This is a genomic window from Microbacterium sp. ISL-59, assembly GCF_018613945.1.
GTDB classification, from domain to species: Bacteria; Actinomycetota; Actinomycetes; order Actinomycetales; family Microbacteriaceae; genus Microbacterium; species Microbacterium oxydans_B.
Window position 1 is genome coordinate 346,236 of the sequence record NZ_JAGGPG010000002.1, and the last position, 14,305, is coordinate 360,540.

Genomic DNA, 14,305 nt, shown 5'->3' on the forward strand with positions numbered 1-14,305 from the left:
GGCATGTGTCCGCGCGCGTCGGACGCACGAGACCCGTCCGCGCGGATCGTGCCGCGGACGGGTCTCGGGTGTGCCAGTCGGCGAGACTCAGCTCAGGCCGGAGTAGGCGTGCAGGCCCTTGAAGAAGACGTTCACGATCGTGAAGTTGAAGATCACGGCCGAGAAGCCGACGATCGCGAGCCACGCCGAAGGGTTGCCGCGCCAGCCGCGCGTCGCACGCGCGTGGATGTACCCCGCGTAGATGACCCAGATCACGAAGGTCCAGGTCTCCTTGACGTCGAAGCCCCAGAACCGGCTCCAGGCGTAGTACGCCCAGATGGATCCGGCGATCAGCGTGAAGGTCCAGAGGATGAACCCGATGATCGTGAACATGTACGCCAGGCTCTCCAGCCGCACCGACGTCGGGAAGGTGCGGAGGAACCCGGGGCCCGTCTTCGCGGCGCCCTCTGCGACGAGACGCTCACGACGCGACTGCATGAGCTGGATCACCGAGAGGGCGAAGGCGAGTGCGAAGAACGCCGTGGCGAGCGAGGCGACGAACACGTGGATGACGAGCCACACGCTCTTGAGCGGGTCCATCAGCGGCGAGACGTCGACGTAGAAGTTCGTCGCTCCGAGGCCGAGCAGCACCACGACGAGACCGGTGATGAAGGTGCCGAGGAAGCGCAGGTCGAGGCGCATGAGGACGACGAGGAAGACGGCCACGATGAGCAGCGTGCCCATCATCGCGAACTCGTAGAGGTTCGCCCAGGGCACGCGCCCGGCGGCGATACCGCGGGTGACCGCTGCCGCGAGGTGGAAGACGAATCCGAGCACCGTCAGCGAGGTGCCGATCCGTGCCATCACGAAGCGCTGCGGCGGCACCTCTGCACCAGGTGCGCCCGTGGCGGTGACGGCGGTTCCCCCGCCGGCGCCGACGAGCGCCGGCTCGCGAACGGTCTGCGCGTCGGCCGTGGCCTGCGAGCGCCGTGCGAGATCGAAGGCGTAGGCCACGAAGGCCGCCGCGTAGATCGCGATCGCCGTCCACAGCAGGACCGGCGAGATCACGTTGAGCTCGAGCATGGTGTCAGTCTACTTTCCGGGTGTCGGGAGCCGGGGCGTCCGGCGCTGCGGACTCCTCCGCGGTGTCGTCGGCGGCGGCATCCGTCTCGGTGCGCACGGCGGTGCCGCCCGCCGCGTCGAGGAGTCGGGCGTGACCGGCGACGAGGTCGTCCACGGCGGCGGCGAGCGTGGGGTCCTCACCGCGAGCGAGCGCGGCGTACTCCAGCGCGATCTCCCCGTCGTGCGCGGTGGCCTTGACCCACACACGTCGACGCGGCACGAACAGCGCGATCATGAGCCCGCCGAGCGCCAGCAGCGCGAAGCCGAGCACCCACACGCCGGACTCGTCACGGTGGATCTGCAGCGACGCGAACCTCTTCACCGATTCCGAGGAATCCGTTGCCCCGGCCGGGGACTCGTCATCGAACGTGACCGAGCCGAGGCCGTTCGGCAGCTGGGCCGTTTGCCCTGGGACGAGTTCGATCGATTCGACGTCGGTGCTGCGGCCGGTGAGCTTGGTCATGCCGGTGGTGTCGAGCACGTAGACCGAACGCGGCACGCCCTCGTTGATGCCGAGGTCGCCGGTGTACACGTCGAGCGTGAGGGTCGGGTTGGTGAGGTCGCCGTAGGCGGAGAAGAAGGCTCCGCTCTCGAGCACACCGGTCGTCGGGTAGAAGAACCCCACGAGCCCGATCTGCTCGGCCAGGCCGTCCGGAATCTTCAGCACACCGAGCGAGGTCATGTTGGTGTCCTGCGGGAGGAACGGCGTGCTGTTGGTGAAGACCACGTTGCCGTCCGGGTCGCGCACGGTCACGGTCGGCGCGTAGCCGTTGCCGAGCAGGAACACGTCGTCGTCGGCGACGCCGAGCGGCTCGTTGACCTTGACGGCTCCCGTGCGCTCCTCGCCGTTCTCCTGCACCGTGACGTTGGCCGAGAAGTCGCCTGCCTGTCCCGAGCCCGGCTCGCCGAAGGGCTGATAGGTCACGTCGAACGAGTCGAGGCGCATCGAGTACGGCGAGAAGGCGTCGTCGCCCACGAAGCGGCCGCGGTTCATCGAGTCGTAGTCGAGCAGGGTGTTCGCGAAGGTCTCGCCCTCGACCAGCACCCGCTGTCCGGTATAGGAGAAGCCGCCGCCGACGCCGACCGTGACCAGGACCCCGACAAGCGCGAGGTGGAAGAGCAGGTTGCCGGTCTCGCGCCAGTACCCGCGCTCGGCGGAGACCGAGAACGTGCGGCCGCGGTCATAGCGTTCCACGCGGTAGCCGAGAGCCTTGAGCTGCTTGGTGGCGACGTCGATCGACGCAGCGGCCTCAGCCTCGGCGTCGCCGGTCTTCGTTCCCGAGTCGGCAGCGGGATCGCGCGTGACGGCACGGTAGTCCTCGAGCCGCTGCAGTCGTGCGGGAGTGCGCGGCGGACGGGCACGCAGCGCCTTGGCGTGGTGCTTGATACGCGGGATCACGCAGCCGACGAGCGAGGCGAACAACAGCAGGTAGATCGCCGAGAACCACGGCGACAGGTACACGTCGAACATCTTGAGGCCGTCGAGCACCGGGAAGAGATCGGGGTTGTCGCGCTCCCACTGCGTGACGCCGTTCGGGTCGGCCATCCGCTGCGGGAAGATCGAGCCAGGGATCGCCGCGATCGCGAGAACGAGCAGCAGCACCAGCGCGGTGCGCATCGACGTCAGCTGACGCCAGCCCCAGCGCATCCAGCCGACGAAGCCGAGACGCGGCTGGGTGATCGAGTCGTCGCCGTCGACGTGGTCGGACGGGCGGAGCGGATCGCTGGAGTCGCTGTTCACGGCACCCTTGTTCTTGGTCGTGTTCTTCTCGGGGCGGTTCTTCTCGGAACGGTCAGAGTGCTCAGAGCGGGAGGATGACACTGCCCATCACCGCCGTCAGTCGAGACATGATGTCGGTCCATAGCCCGGTCACCATCAGGACGCCGAGCACGATCAGCAGCACCCCTCCGATGACGTTCACCACGCGGATGTGGCGGCGGAGGAAGCCGATCGCCTTCGTCGCCCAGCCGAAGCCGAGCGCGACGAGCAGGAACGGGATGCCGAGCCCGAGCGAGTAGGCGAGCCCGAGGAACCCCGCGCGCACCGGGTCGCCGGCGTTGAACGACAGCGCGAAGATCGCCGTGAGCGTCGGGCCCAGGCACGGCGCCCAACCGATGCCGAGCGCGATGCCCAGCAGCGGAGCGCCGATGATGCCGGCCTTCGAGTCGACGTGGAAGCGGAGCTCGCGCTGGGCGAAGCCGAACAGGCCGAGGAAGACCAGCCCCATGGCGATGATCACGACGCCGAGGACCCGGGTGATGATCTCGCCCCACTGCAGCAGGAAGACGCTCGCGACGCCCCCGAGGGCGGTGATCGAGACGAAGACCAGACTGAAGCCGAAGATGAAGAGCAGCACGCCGAGGACGAGCCGGCCGCGAGTCGCGGTCTCGGTCGTCTGCGTCGTGGCGCGCCCTTCGCCGCCGCCGGAAGCGACCTGGCGGGGCGCCACGGCACCGCCGAGGAAGCCGAGGTAGCCGGGAACGAGCGGCAGCACGCACGGAGACAGGAACGAGACGAGTCCCGCCAGCATCGCGACCGGGATCGCGATCCAGAGGGCCCCGGAGCCGATGATCGCTTCGGGGTTCACAACGCTCCCGGGCAGCTCACGAGTCCTCCGCGAGCGCGTCCTTGACGAGCGTCGAGAGGATCGAGGGGCCGTCGATCGGTCCGATGATGCGTGCGGCGACGCGTCCCTGCTTGTCGAGCACGAGCGTGGTCGGCGTCGCGGCGATCGGCGTGACCTTCGCGAAGGCGAGCTTGGCCTCGGCGGTGTCGACGTCGATCAGGCTCGGGTACGTGATGTCGTACTCGTCGGCGAACGCGACGGCGGTGTCGGCCTGGTCGCGGGTATTGATGCCGACGAACGAGACGTCTTCGCCTGAGAAGTCCTGCCACACGGCTTCGAGGTCGGCGGCTTCGAGCCGGCACGGCGCGCACCCGGCGTACCAGAAGTTGACGACGGTGACGTCGCCGGCGATGTCGGCGCTGTCGAACTTCTCGCCGGTCTCGGTGACTCCCCCGAACTCCACAGGCTCGCCGCGCTCGGCGACGGGGATCTCGACGATCGCGCCGTCGGCCGCGACGTAGCCGGTGTTCTCGCCGCTCAGGAAGGATTGGCTGACCGGATCGGGAGCGCAGGCGCTCAGACCGATGGCGAGCACCGCAGCGAGCGCGGCACCGACCGCACGGCGTGAACGCCGGGTGCGGGAGGAGCGGCCGCTGCGGATCTGACGGACCGTCGAATCGCGTGGCACGACTCCGAGTTTACGCAGAGGATCCTATGCACGAGGTGGATGCGGAAGGGCCTGATACCCCGGTCAGAAGCGCGCCAGGACGTCGTCGACGCCGGCCCGGAACCGCGGGCAGGTGGCGATGTCGTGAGCCCGGCATCCCATCGCATGTTCCGTCATCTCACGCGACCGGCGCATCTCCTCCATGCGCCGGTCGAGGTCGTCCAGATGCTGCTGCAGCACCTGGTGGCGACCTGCGCTGCCGTCGTCGAGCAGCACGGCGATCTGTTCGAGCGTCATGCCGGCGGCCTTGCTGCGCTGGATCACGGCGATGCGCACGACCTCGTCCTCTCCGTAGCGACGGCGTCCGGCAGAGTCGCGCGGCGGCTGCAGGAGACCCACCGACTCCCAGTGCCGCAGCACGTTGGTGGGCAGCTCGAAACGGGCGGCGACATCGCCGACGGACCACGGATGCTCAGCGCTTGACTTCATGTTGACATGAAGTCACAGACTGACGGAGAACGCAACATCCACCGGAAGGACCACCATGTACGACGCCATCGTGATCGGCGCAGGACCGGCAGGACTGCAGGCCGCTCTGACCCTCGGACGCATGCACCGCTCGACGCTCCTCCTCGATTCGGGCGAGTACCGCAACGGCACCGTCCTGCACATGCACAACATGATCGGCGAAGACGGAGCACCCCCGGCGGAGCTCCGCGCCACCGCCCGCGCCGAGCTCGCCGCCTACGCCGACGTGGAGATCCGTGACACCAGTGCGACCGGCATCTCCGGAAGCGACGGGGCATTCCAGGTCGTTCTCGCCGACGGCTCGACGGTCGACGGACGTCGCGTGATCCTGGCCACGGGAGTCGCGGACGATCTGCCCGACATCCCCGGACTGCAGGACCTGTGGGGCACGCGCGCGTTCAGCTGTCCGTTCTGCGACGGACATGAGCACGCGGGCAAGGCCATCGGCATCCTCGGCGCCGCTCCTCGAGCCGAGCACCTCGTCGGGCTACTCGGTCGTATCGTCGGCGACATCACCGTCTTCCCCGTCGGCGAGGCGTTCTCCGATGAAGACATGCGGACGCTGGAGGCGAAGGGCGTGCGGGCGAGCAGCACCCCGGTCACCTCGGTCGAGAAGGACGCCGACGGTGTGCGGATCCGCACGGCCGACGACGAGCGCGTGGTGGCCGGCATCTTCGTGGCCGCGGGATCGATGCGTCAGCGGGCGCCCTTCGCCGCGGACCTCGGGCTGGCGATGCTCGAGTCCGGCTCGATCGAGATCGACGAGTTCGGCCGCACGTCGACCCCGGGTATCTTCGCCGCCGGCGACCTCGCCCACCGCGCCAGCCTCCCCGGCCCGATGGCGTCGGTGCTGCTGGCGGCAGCCGCCGGTCAGCTCGCGGCGGTCGGCATCATCCAGTCACTCGCCTGAGCGGGTCAGACCGCGCCGACGTCGACGGCGGAGCCCGTCGCGGCGGGCTCCGCGTACGCCACCTCGCGCCAGACGTCACCCACACGCTCGAACGAGGTGACGCTCGACAGCGCGCAGCGACGGGTGCGCGGGTCGTGCCGCAACGGCAGACCCGCGACCCGGAGGTGCGTGATCCAGATCGGCGCCTGGTGCGAGACCATCACGAGGTCCCCCTCCGGCGCCGCGTCCCAGGCCTCGTCCATCACGCTGAGCATCCGCTCCGCGATGGAGGTGTACGGCTCGCCCCAGCTCGGCACCGAAGGCTGGCGCAGGTGCCACCAGTTCATCGGGTTCATCAGGGAGCGACGCATCTGCGTGCCCTCGAACACGTTGGCCGGCTCGATCAGGCGGATGTCGATCTCGGGCACGAGGTCGAACCGCTCGGCGAACGGTTCCGCCGACTCCTGCGCCCGCTCGAGCGGCGAGGCGTACAGGGCGACGACGGGGCGATCGAGCGATCCCACGTGATCGGCCGCGGCCGCCGCCATCCCCCGGCCGGCCTTGCTCAGGTGATAGTCGGGAAGCCGCCCGTAGAGCACGCGAGCAGGGTTGTGCACCTCACCGTGTCGGACGAGGTGCAGACGAGACGCCGTCATGTCACGCCTTGCGGTAGCGGGAGTCGCCGAAGCCGAGGATGAAGTATCCGATGAACGAGAACACGAAGAGCAGGAAGAACGAGAAGACCCCGCCCTTGCCGAAGCGCGCGCCGACCTTGACGGCGACGACGATCGCGAGCACCACGTTGGCGATCGGCACCAGATAGAGCAGCACCCACCAGCCCGACATCCCGGCGATCCGCAGCAGGAAGATCGCGTTGACGATCGGGATGAGGGCGAGGATGCCGGGGTATCCGGCCTTGGTGAACACCTTCCACCACGCGACGGCCAGGAGGATGTAGAAGATCAGCGCCACCACGCCGGAGGTTCCGGAGAAGATCTGGCTGACGAAGTCGGGGACGACCGGGACGTCGGCCGCGGGGACGAGGGCGAGATTCATGGGGGCACCTTCCGTTCACAGACACCCTACTGATCGATCGCCCACCCCGCCGGGAGGAGTCGCGCACCCCCGTAGAATGGCCGGGTTCCCCATTTCCCAGATCAGAAGGAATACTCCGTGCTTCGCACCCACTCGGCAGGCTCTCTGCGAGCCGAGCACATCGGTCAGACCGTCACCCTCTCGGGTTGGGTCGACCGCCGTCGTGACCACGGAGGAGTCGCTTTCATCGATCTGCGGGATGCCTCGGGCATCGCCCAGGTCGTCATCCGCGACGAGGAGATCGCCCACCCGCTGCGCAACGAGTTCGTCCTGAAGGTGACCGGCGAGGTGTCGCGACGCCCCGAGGGCAACGCGAACCCGAACCTGCCGACCGGCGAGATCGAGCTCATCGCGACCGACGTCGAGGTGCTCAACGAGTCCGCGCCGCTTCCGTTCCAGGTCTCCACGGCTGTCGCCGACACCGAGACCGTCGGCGAGGAAGCCCGCCTCAAGTACCGCTACCTCGACCTGCGTCGTCCTGCCCAGGCAGCGAACCTGCGCCTGCGCTCGAACGTCTACAAGGCGATCCGCGACGTGCTGCACGCCGAGGACTTCACCGAGGTCGAGACGCCGACTCTCACGCGCTCGACCCCGGAGGGCGCCCGCGACTTCCTGGTGCCGGCACGTCTGAGCCCGGGCAGCTGGTACGCCCTGCCGCAGTCGCCGCAGCTGTTCAAGCAGCTGCTGATGGTCGGCGGCGTCGAGAAGTACTTCCAGATCGCGCGCTGCTACCGCGACGAGGACTTCCGCGCCGACCGCCAGCCCGAGTTCACCCAGCTCGACATCGAGATGAGCTTCGTCGACCAGGAAGACGTCATCACGCTGATGGAGTCGCTCATCGTCGCGATGTGGCAGACGATCGGTGTCGAGGTCGCGACCCCGCTCCCCCGCATCACGTACGCCGACGCCATGGCCAAGTACGGCTCCGACAAGCCCGACCTGCGCTTCGGCCTCGAGCTCGTCGAGGCGACCGAGTACTTCCAGGACACGCCGTTCCGCGTGTTCCAGGCGGAGTACGTCGGTGCCGTGCGCATGCCCGGTGGCGCGAGCCAGCCGCGCAAGCAGCTCGACGCCTGGCAGGACTGGGCCAAGCAGCGCGGCGCCCGTGGTCTCGCCTACGTGCTGTTCAACGAGGACGGCTCGCTCGGCGGCCCGGCCGCGAAGAACCTGTCCGAGGCCGAGCAGGCCGGACTCGCCGCCTTCGTGGGCGCTGAGCCGGGCGACTGCGTGTTCTTCGCCGCCGGTTCGACCAAGGAGAGCCGCGCACTGCTCGGCGCCGCCCGCGTCGAGATCGGTCGCCGCCTCGGCTACCTGAACCCGGACGAGTTCGCGTTCACCTGGGTCGTCGACGCTCCGATGTTCGAGCCGGCCGCCGACGCCGTGGCCTCGGGCGACGTGGCCGTGGGTGCAGGCGCCTGGACTGCCGTGCACCACGCTTTCACCGGTCCGAAGCCCCAATTCCAGGACACGTTCGACACCGACCCCGGCTCGGCCCTCGCCTACGCGTATGACATCGTGTGCAACGGCTCCGAGCTCGGCGGCGGCTCGATCCGCATCCACCGCGAAGACGTGCAGAAGCGCGTGTTCGAGGTCATGGGCATCAGCGACGAGCAGGCCGACGAGCAGTTCGGCTTCCTACTCGACGCGTTCAAGTTCGGGGCCCCGCCGCACGGCGGGATCGCGCTCGGCATGGACCGCGTGCTGCAGCACCTGTCCAAGACCGAGTCGATCCGTGAGGTCATCGCGTTCCCGAAGTCCGGCAACGGCTTCGACCCGCTGACGTCCGCTCCCGCGCCCATCACCGACGCGCAGCGCGCCGAGGCCGGCGTCGACTTCGAGCCCGAGGACGACGAGGCCTGAGCCCGTCGCAGTCTCGCGCCCGGGTCGCACGCGCTCTTCGGAATCGTGCGACCCGGGCGCTTTTCTGCGCGTTCAGCCGAGGAGCGCGAACGCGGGGACGATGTTCTCGTTCCACACGTCGACGCCGAGCTTCGCGATCAGGGCGACCACGACGACGAGGAACACGACGCGGATGAAGGTCGTCCCCCGCGAGATCGCCATCCGCGACCCCAGGTAGCTGCCCGCGACGTTCGCCACCGCGAGGATGCCGCCCAGCAGCCACAGCACCGCCCCGTGCGGGATGAACAGCATCAGCGCACCCGCGTTCGTCGCGAGGTTCACGATCTTCGCCTTCGCGCTCGCCTGCAGGAAGTCGTAACCGAGCAGCGCGACGAGCGTGATGACGAGGAAGGTGCCGGTGCCGGGGCCGATCATCCCGTCATAGAACCCGATGCCGAGCCCGGCGGCTCCCGCCATGATGTGGTGCTTGTGCCCGTGGAACCGCAGCTTCGTCGCCGCGCCCATCTGCGGCCGGAACGCGGTGAACAGAGCGACGACCAGCAGGGCGATCACGATGATGGGCTTGAACGCGGCGGGCGGCAGTATGGTCGCGACGGCCGCACCCCCGAACGAGCCGATGAACGCGATAGCCGCCATCGGCAGCGCCGTGCGGATGTCGGGTTTGGCGCGGCGGTAGTAGGTGACACTGCTGGTCGCGGTGCCGAAGACGGAGGCGAGCTTGTTGGTCGCCAGCGCCTGCACGGGCGAGATGCCGGGGATAAGCAGCAGCGCCGGCAGTTGCACCAGGCCTCCCCCGCCGACGACCGCATCGATCCAGCCGGCGCAGAACGCGGCGATGACGACGAGGAGGAGCATCCCCCAGGTGAGCTGCTCCAGTCCGAGCACGGCGCCGATATCCACTCGGCCATGATTCCAGAGAGTCGGCCGCGCGCCGGCATCCGCTCCGCCCGCTGGCAGACTGGTCGCATGCTCGACGCCCTCCCGCTGCCCCATTCGTTCGACTCGCGCATCGGGACGGCGGTGCTCCGCCGTGCGGTGGTCGATGACGCGGATGCCGTGATCGCGTTGCTCGCGGACGACCCGATCAGCGCGGCGCGAGGCGATGTGGCATCCGACGAGGATCGCCCTGTCTACGCTCAGGCTCTCACCGAGATCCTGGCCGAGCCCTCGAACGACCTGCTCGTCGTCGAGCTCGACGGTGCGGTCGTCGGCACGCTGCAGGTCACCTCGATCCCCGGGATGTCTCGCCGCGGCGCTCGGCGGCTGCTGATCGAGGCGGTACGCGTGCACAGCGGTCTGCGGTCGTCGGGCATCGGATCCGCGGTGATGCGCTGGGTGGGCGAGGCGGCGGCCCCCGCTGTCGGCGCGTCGATGGTGCAGCTCACCTCGGATGCCGCCCGCACCGACGCCCACCGCTTCTACGAGCGTCTGGGCTACGTGGGCTCGCACCGCGGCTTCAAGTACAACGTCCCGCAGGCCTGACCCCGCACCCGTCCCGCCACCACCGCGACACGCGCCGTTCACCCGACCCGGGACGGTCGGCAACCTGCGCCTCATAGTGTCCTCTCGCAACCCGAAACCGGCGCACCCTCGCCGGACACCGAGAGGACACTCATGGCTCGCTTCACCCGCCGCGCGCGCATCGGCGCCGGCATCGCCCTGGCCACCACGGCCGCACTCGCGCTGACCTCCTGCGCGTCCGCCACCGACGCACCGGCTTCGAGCAGCGAGGGGGTCGACGCCGCCGCGGCCACCTCCGTGGAGGACTTCGGCACTTTCGCCGATCTCGAGGCCGCTGCCAAGGAGGAGGGTTCGCTCAACGTCATCGCCCTTCCCCGCGACTGGGCGAACTACGGCGAGATCCTCGACCTGTTCGCCGAGAAGTACCCCGAGATCACGATCAACGAAGCCTCGCCCGACGTCTCCAGCGCCGAAGAGATCCAGGCCGCCGAGACCAACAAGGGCCTCGACACCGCGCCCGATGTGTTCGACCTCGGTCTGACCGTCGCGCTGCAGAGCACCGACACGTTCGCTCCCTACAAGGTGCAGACGTGGGACGAGATCCCCGACGAGCTCAAGGAGCCGACCGGCCTCTTCGTCGGCGACTACGGCGGATACATGTCGATCGGCTACGACTCGTCGAAGTTCGATGCGCCCTCCGAGCTCGCCGACCTGCTGTCGGCCGACTACAAGGGCTCCGTCGCGATCAACGGTGACCCGACCCAGGCCGGCGCCGCGTTCGCCGCCGTGGGCCTCGCGGCCGTGCAGTCCGACGGAACGCTCGACGACTTCCAGCCCGGCATCGACTTCTTCTCGGAGATGCAGAAGGCCGGCAACCTGCTCAAGGTCGATGTCACGACGGCGACCATCGCGAGCGGCGAGACCCCGGTCGTCTTCGACTGGGACTACCTGAACGCCTCGCACACGGCCGACAACGACGACTGGAAGGTCGTCGTGCTCGACGGCACCGGCTACGCCGGCTACTACAACCAGGCCATCAACGTCGACGCCCCGAACCCGGCGGCGGCACGCCTGTGGCAGGAGTTCCTCTACAGCGACGAGGTGCAGAACCTGTGGCTGAAGGGTGGAGCGCGCCCCGTGCGCATGGAGGCCATGACCGAGGCCGGAACCATCGATGCCGACCTCGCGGCGGCACTCCCCGACGCTCCGGACGAGACCGTCGTCCCGACCGAGGAGCAGTCGACGAACGCCGGCACGCTGCTCGGCGAGAAGTGGGCCGCGGCCGTCCAGTGACGACCCTCTCCCTACCGGGGGTGGATGCTGCGGCATCCGCCCCCGCCACCCCCGCCGGGTCTTCGCCACACGCGAAGGCCCGGCAGTCCGGCCCGTCCCCGGCCTGGCTCGGGCTCGTCCCGTTCGCGGCCTACGTGGTGCTCTTCCTCGCCGTGCCGACGGTCCTCGCGATCGGGTCGGGCTTCTTCGACGACGACGGCGCCTTCACCTGGACCAACGTCGCGGCCCTCGCCGACCCGGTCGTGCTGAACACCTTCGCGAACTCCGCCTGGCTCTCCCTGCTCACTGCCGTCGTCGGCGCGGTCGTCGGCGCGCTCGTCTGCTACGCCCTCCTCGGCATGAATCCCGACGGGGCGATGCGCCAGTCGGTGGATGCTGCGGCCGGCGTGCTCGCGCAGTTCGGCGGGGTCATGCTGGCGTTCGCCTTCATCGCCACGATCGGCATCCAGGGCGTCGTCACCCTGTTCCTCCAGGACGCGTTCGGCATCGACATCTTCGCGAACGGCGCCTGGTTGTACGAGCTGCCCGGGCTGATCCTGCCCTACATCTACTTCCAGATCCCGCTCATGGTCATCACCTTCATGCCCGCCCTCGCCGCGCTCAAGCCGCAGTGGGCCGAGGCCAACCTCACGCTCGGCGGCAGCCGCTCCAGCTTCTGGCTGCGCATCGGCCTCCCCGTGCTCGCCCCCTCGTTCCTCGCCAGCCTGCTGCTGCTGTTCGCCAACGCCTTCTCCTCTTATGCGACGGCCGCCGCTCTCGCCAGCCAGGGTTCGCAGATCGTGCCGCTGCAGATCCGCACCGCCCTCACGAGCGAGACGCTGCTCGGGCGGGAGAATCTCGCCGGAGCCCTCGCACTCGGCATGATCCTCGTGGTGGCGGTCGTGATGTCCCTGTACTCGCTCATCCAGCGCCGCGCGGCACGGTGGCAGTCGTGAATCGCCTCGGCCCCTCCCGCGCGACCCGCTGGGTCATCGGCATCCTCGTCGGTGCATTCTTCGTCATCCCCCTCGCCTCGACCTTCCTGTTCACGCTCCGCGGAAAGGAGGGACCGACTCTCGAGCACTGGGCCGCCCTCTTCGATCCGGCCGCCTCCGCCGCCATCAAGCCGATCTGGACGGGCCTGGGCAACTCGCTCATCCTCGCCGTCGTCACGGTCGCGATCGTGCTGCTCGTGCTGGCGCCGACCATGATCCTGGTCAACCTGCGCTTCCCGAAGCTCAAGCCCGCTTTCGAGTTCGCGGCACTGCTGCCCATCTCGATCCCCGCGATCGTGCTCGTCGTCGGGCTCGCGCCCCTCTATCTGCAGATCGGACGCACGCTGGGCACGGGCACCTGGACCCTCGCTTTCGCGTACGGCATCCCCGTGCTCCCGTATGCTTCCCGATCGATCCAGGCCTCGATCGATGCGGCCGACCTGCGCACCCTCTCGGAGGCGGCGCGCTCTCTGGGCGCGAGCTGGCCGACCGTGATCCTGAAGGTGCTGGCGCCGAACCTCCGGCAGGGACTCCTGGCGGCATCGCTGATCTCGATCGCGGTCGTGCTGGGCGAGTTCACGATCGCCTCGCTCCTGAACCGCCCGGTGTTCCAGACCGCCATGGTCGTCGTGCAGAAGCAGGATCCTTTCGCGCCGGCGATCTTCACCCTGCTGGCGCTGGCGTTCGTCTTCTTCCTGCTCCTCCTCATCGGCCGCGTCGCGCGCGGCACCCGAAAGGCCCGCTCATGACCCTCGACCAGGCGCTGCCGCGCACCAAGGACAACCTGCTGCTGGCGAGGGCCGGCGAGGGCACCCGCGTCGAGCTGCAGGGCATCGTGAAGAGCTATGCGGGCACACGCGTGTTGCACGGGGTGGACCTCGACATCGCACCCGGGGAGTTCGTCTCGCTGCTCGGCCCCTCGGGATGCGGCAAGACCACGCTGCTCCGCGTGCTCGCCGGGCTCGAGGGCGCCGACGAGGGTGCGGTGCTGCTCGGGGGCGGCGACGTGTCGCGCGTGCCGACGAACAGGCGCGACATCGGCATGGTCTTCCAGTCGTACTCGCTGTTCCCCCATCTGCGGGTGGTCGACAACACGGCTTTCGGTCTGCGGCGGCGCGGCATCGGCAGGCAGGAGGCGCAGAAGCGCGCGCTCGATGCCCTCGCGCTGGTCGGCCTGGCGGACTTCGCCGACCGCTTTCCGCACCAGCTCTCCGGCGGGCAGCAGCAGCGGGTCGCGCTCGCGCGGGCTCTCGTCACCGAGCCCAAGGTGCTTCTGCTCGACGAGCCGCTGTCGGCACTGGACGCCAAGGTGCGCGTGCAGCTGCGCGATGAGATCCGCCGCATCCAGCTGCGCCTCGGCATCACGACGGTCTTCGTCACGCACGACCAGGAGGAGGCGCTGGCCGTCTCCGACCGGATCGCCGTGATGAACGCGGGGCGGATCGAGCAGATCGGCTCCCCCGAGCAGTTGTACACGACCCCTTCGACGGCGGGGGTCGCGGCCTTCGTGGGGCTCTCCAGCGTCGTGTCGGGTGTTGCCGAGGGCGATCACGTGCTGGTCTGGGGGCAGCACCTCCCCCTGCAGTCACCGGCCGACGGTCCGGTCGATGTGTACCTCCGACCCGAGAACGTCTACTTCGCGTCGGAGGCGGATGCCGCCACCGATGCCCTGGTCGAGGAGAGCACCTTCCTCGGCAGCATGCGCCGCACCCTCGTCCGCACCGAGTCGGGCGAGCTCGTCCGGGTGCAGCATGCCCCCGGCATCCATCCCTCGTTCGGCGACCGGGTGCGCATCGCCGTCGCGCCGGAGCCGGTCGCGGTGCACCCACGCGGGTGAGGCCGCTCTTCCCACCGATATACCGGGACCGAT

Annotated in this window: 15 protein-coding genes; 7 read left to right on the forward strand and 8 right to left on the reverse strand. The window is 69.1% G+C overall.

Annotated elements, in window-relative coordinates; genetic code table 11:
* Positions 1-87 precede the first annotated feature (87 nt).
* The 5 genes from ccsB to J7E45_RS05815 all read right to left on the reverse strand — a co-directional run bounded on the left by ccsB (position 88) and on the right by J7E45_RS05815 (position 4,824).
* Positions 88-1,062, reverse strand: coding sequence for a c-type cytochrome biogenesis protein CcsB (gene ccsB, locus J7E45_RS05795; RefSeq protein ID WP_215067805.1), 975 nt, complete (start codon positions 1,060-1,062; stop codon positions 88-90).
* A gap of 4 nt (positions 1,063-1,066) precedes the next feature.
* On the reverse strand, positions 1,067-2,842 hold the full coding sequence (locus tag J7E45_RS05800; RefSeq protein WP_308162063.1) for a cytochrome c biogenesis protein ResB: 1,776 nt from the start codon (positions 2,840-2,842) through the stop codon (positions 1,067-1,069).
* Positions 2,843-2,903: 61 nt separating this feature from the next.
* Complete coding sequence (locus tag J7E45_RS05805; RefSeq protein WP_215067809.1) at positions 2,904-3,689, reverse strand: cytochrome c biogenesis CcdA family protein; 786 nt, start codon at positions 3,687-3,689, stop codon at positions 2,904-2,906.
* Between the two features lie 16 nt (positions 3,690-3,705).
* Complete coding sequence (locus tag J7E45_RS05810; RefSeq protein WP_215067811.1) at positions 3,706-4,356, reverse strand: TlpA disulfide reductase family protein; 651 nt, start codon at positions 4,354-4,356, stop codon at positions 3,706-3,708.
* Positions 4,357-4,419: 63 nt separating this feature from the next.
* Positions 4,420-4,824 carry a MerR family transcriptional regulator gene (locus tag J7E45_RS05815; protein WP_215067813.1) on the reverse strand — a complete coding sequence of 135 codons (405 nt, stop codon included), beginning with the start codon at positions 4,822-4,824 and terminating at the stop codon, positions 4,420-4,422.
* A gap of 55 nt (positions 4,825-4,879) precedes the next feature.
* Between J7E45_RS05815 and J7E45_RS05820 the strand changes: the two genes are divergently transcribed.
* The gene (locus J7E45_RS05820; RefSeq protein ID WP_215067815.1) at positions 4,880-5,773 is read left to right on the forward strand and encodes an NAD(P)/FAD-dependent oxidoreductase; all 894 of its coding nucleotides are present in this window, start codon (positions 4,880-4,882) and stop codon (positions 5,771-5,773) included.
* A 5-nt stretch (positions 5,774-5,778) separates the two neighbouring features.
* Here the strand turns inward: J7E45_RS05820 and J7E45_RS05825 are convergent, their stop codons facing one another.
* Together J7E45_RS05825 and J7E45_RS05830 are read right to left on the reverse strand one after the other, a co-directional pair.
* Positions 5,779-6,408 (reverse strand): histidine phosphatase family protein, encoded by a 630-nt coding sequence (locus J7E45_RS05825; RefSeq protein ID WP_091035372.1) that lies wholly within the window; start codon positions 6,406-6,408, stop codon positions 5,779-5,781.
* Between the two features lies 1 nt (position 6,409).
* The gene (locus J7E45_RS05830; RefSeq protein ID WP_205828997.1) at positions 6,410-6,808 is read right to left on the reverse strand and encodes a DUF5684 domain-containing protein; all 399 of its coding nucleotides are present in this window, start codon (positions 6,806-6,808) and stop codon (positions 6,410-6,412) included.
* Positions 6,809-6,925: 117 nt separating this feature from the next.
* On the opposite strand from J7E45_RS05830, the gene aspS reads away from it, so the two are divergent.
* Entirely contained in the window at positions 6,926-8,707 is a 1,782-nt protein-coding gene (gene aspS, locus J7E45_RS05835) for an aspartate--tRNA ligase (protein ID WP_215067817.1), read from the forward strand.
* A gap of 72 nt (positions 8,708-8,779) precedes the next feature.
* Here aspS and J7E45_RS05840 read toward each other — a convergent pair whose 3' ends face one another.
* A complete protein-coding gene (locus tag J7E45_RS05840; protein ID WP_215069693.1) occupies positions 8,780-9,562 on the reverse strand; it encodes a TSUP family transporter in 783 nt (260 codons plus the stop codon).
* Between the two features lie 111 nt (positions 9,563-9,673).
* Between J7E45_RS05840 and J7E45_RS05845 the strand changes: the two genes are divergently transcribed.
* The 5 genes from J7E45_RS05845 (at position 9,674) to J7E45_RS05865 (ending at position 14,272) form a co-directional block, all read left to right on the forward strand.
* Positions 9,674-10,189, forward strand: a complete 516-nt coding sequence (locus tag J7E45_RS05845; protein WP_215067820.1) for a GNAT family N-acetyltransferase — start codon at positions 9,674-9,676, stop codon at positions 10,187-10,189.
* Positions 10,190-10,321: 132 nt separating this feature from the next.
* Positions 10,322-11,461 (forward strand): ABC transporter substrate-binding protein, encoded by a 1,140-nt coding sequence (locus J7E45_RS05850; RefSeq protein ID WP_215067821.1) that lies wholly within the window; start codon positions 10,322-10,324, stop codon positions 11,459-11,461.
* The gene (locus tag J7E45_RS05855) at positions 11,458-12,396 is read left to right on the forward strand and encodes an ABC transporter permease subunit (protein WP_215067823.1); all 939 of its coding nucleotides are present in this window, start codon (positions 11,458-11,460) and stop codon (positions 12,394-12,396) included. The genes J7E45_RS05850 and J7E45_RS05855 overlap by 4 nt, the downstream gene beginning before the upstream one ends.
* On the forward strand, positions 12,393-13,184 hold the full coding sequence (locus tag J7E45_RS05860; RefSeq protein ID WP_215067825.1) for an ABC transporter permease: 792 nt from the start codon (positions 12,393-12,395) through the stop codon (positions 13,182-13,184). Before J7E45_RS05855 ends, J7E45_RS05860 begins: the two co-directional genes overlap by 4 nt.
* Positions 13,181-14,272: an ABC transporter ATP-binding protein gene (locus tag J7E45_RS05865; protein WP_167634260.1), complete on the forward strand. Its 1,092-nt coding sequence runs from the start codon at positions 13,181-13,183 to the stop codon at positions 14,270-14,272. The genes J7E45_RS05860 and J7E45_RS05865 overlap by 4 nt, the downstream gene beginning before the upstream one ends.
* Positions 14,273-14,305: the final 33 nt, after the last annotated feature.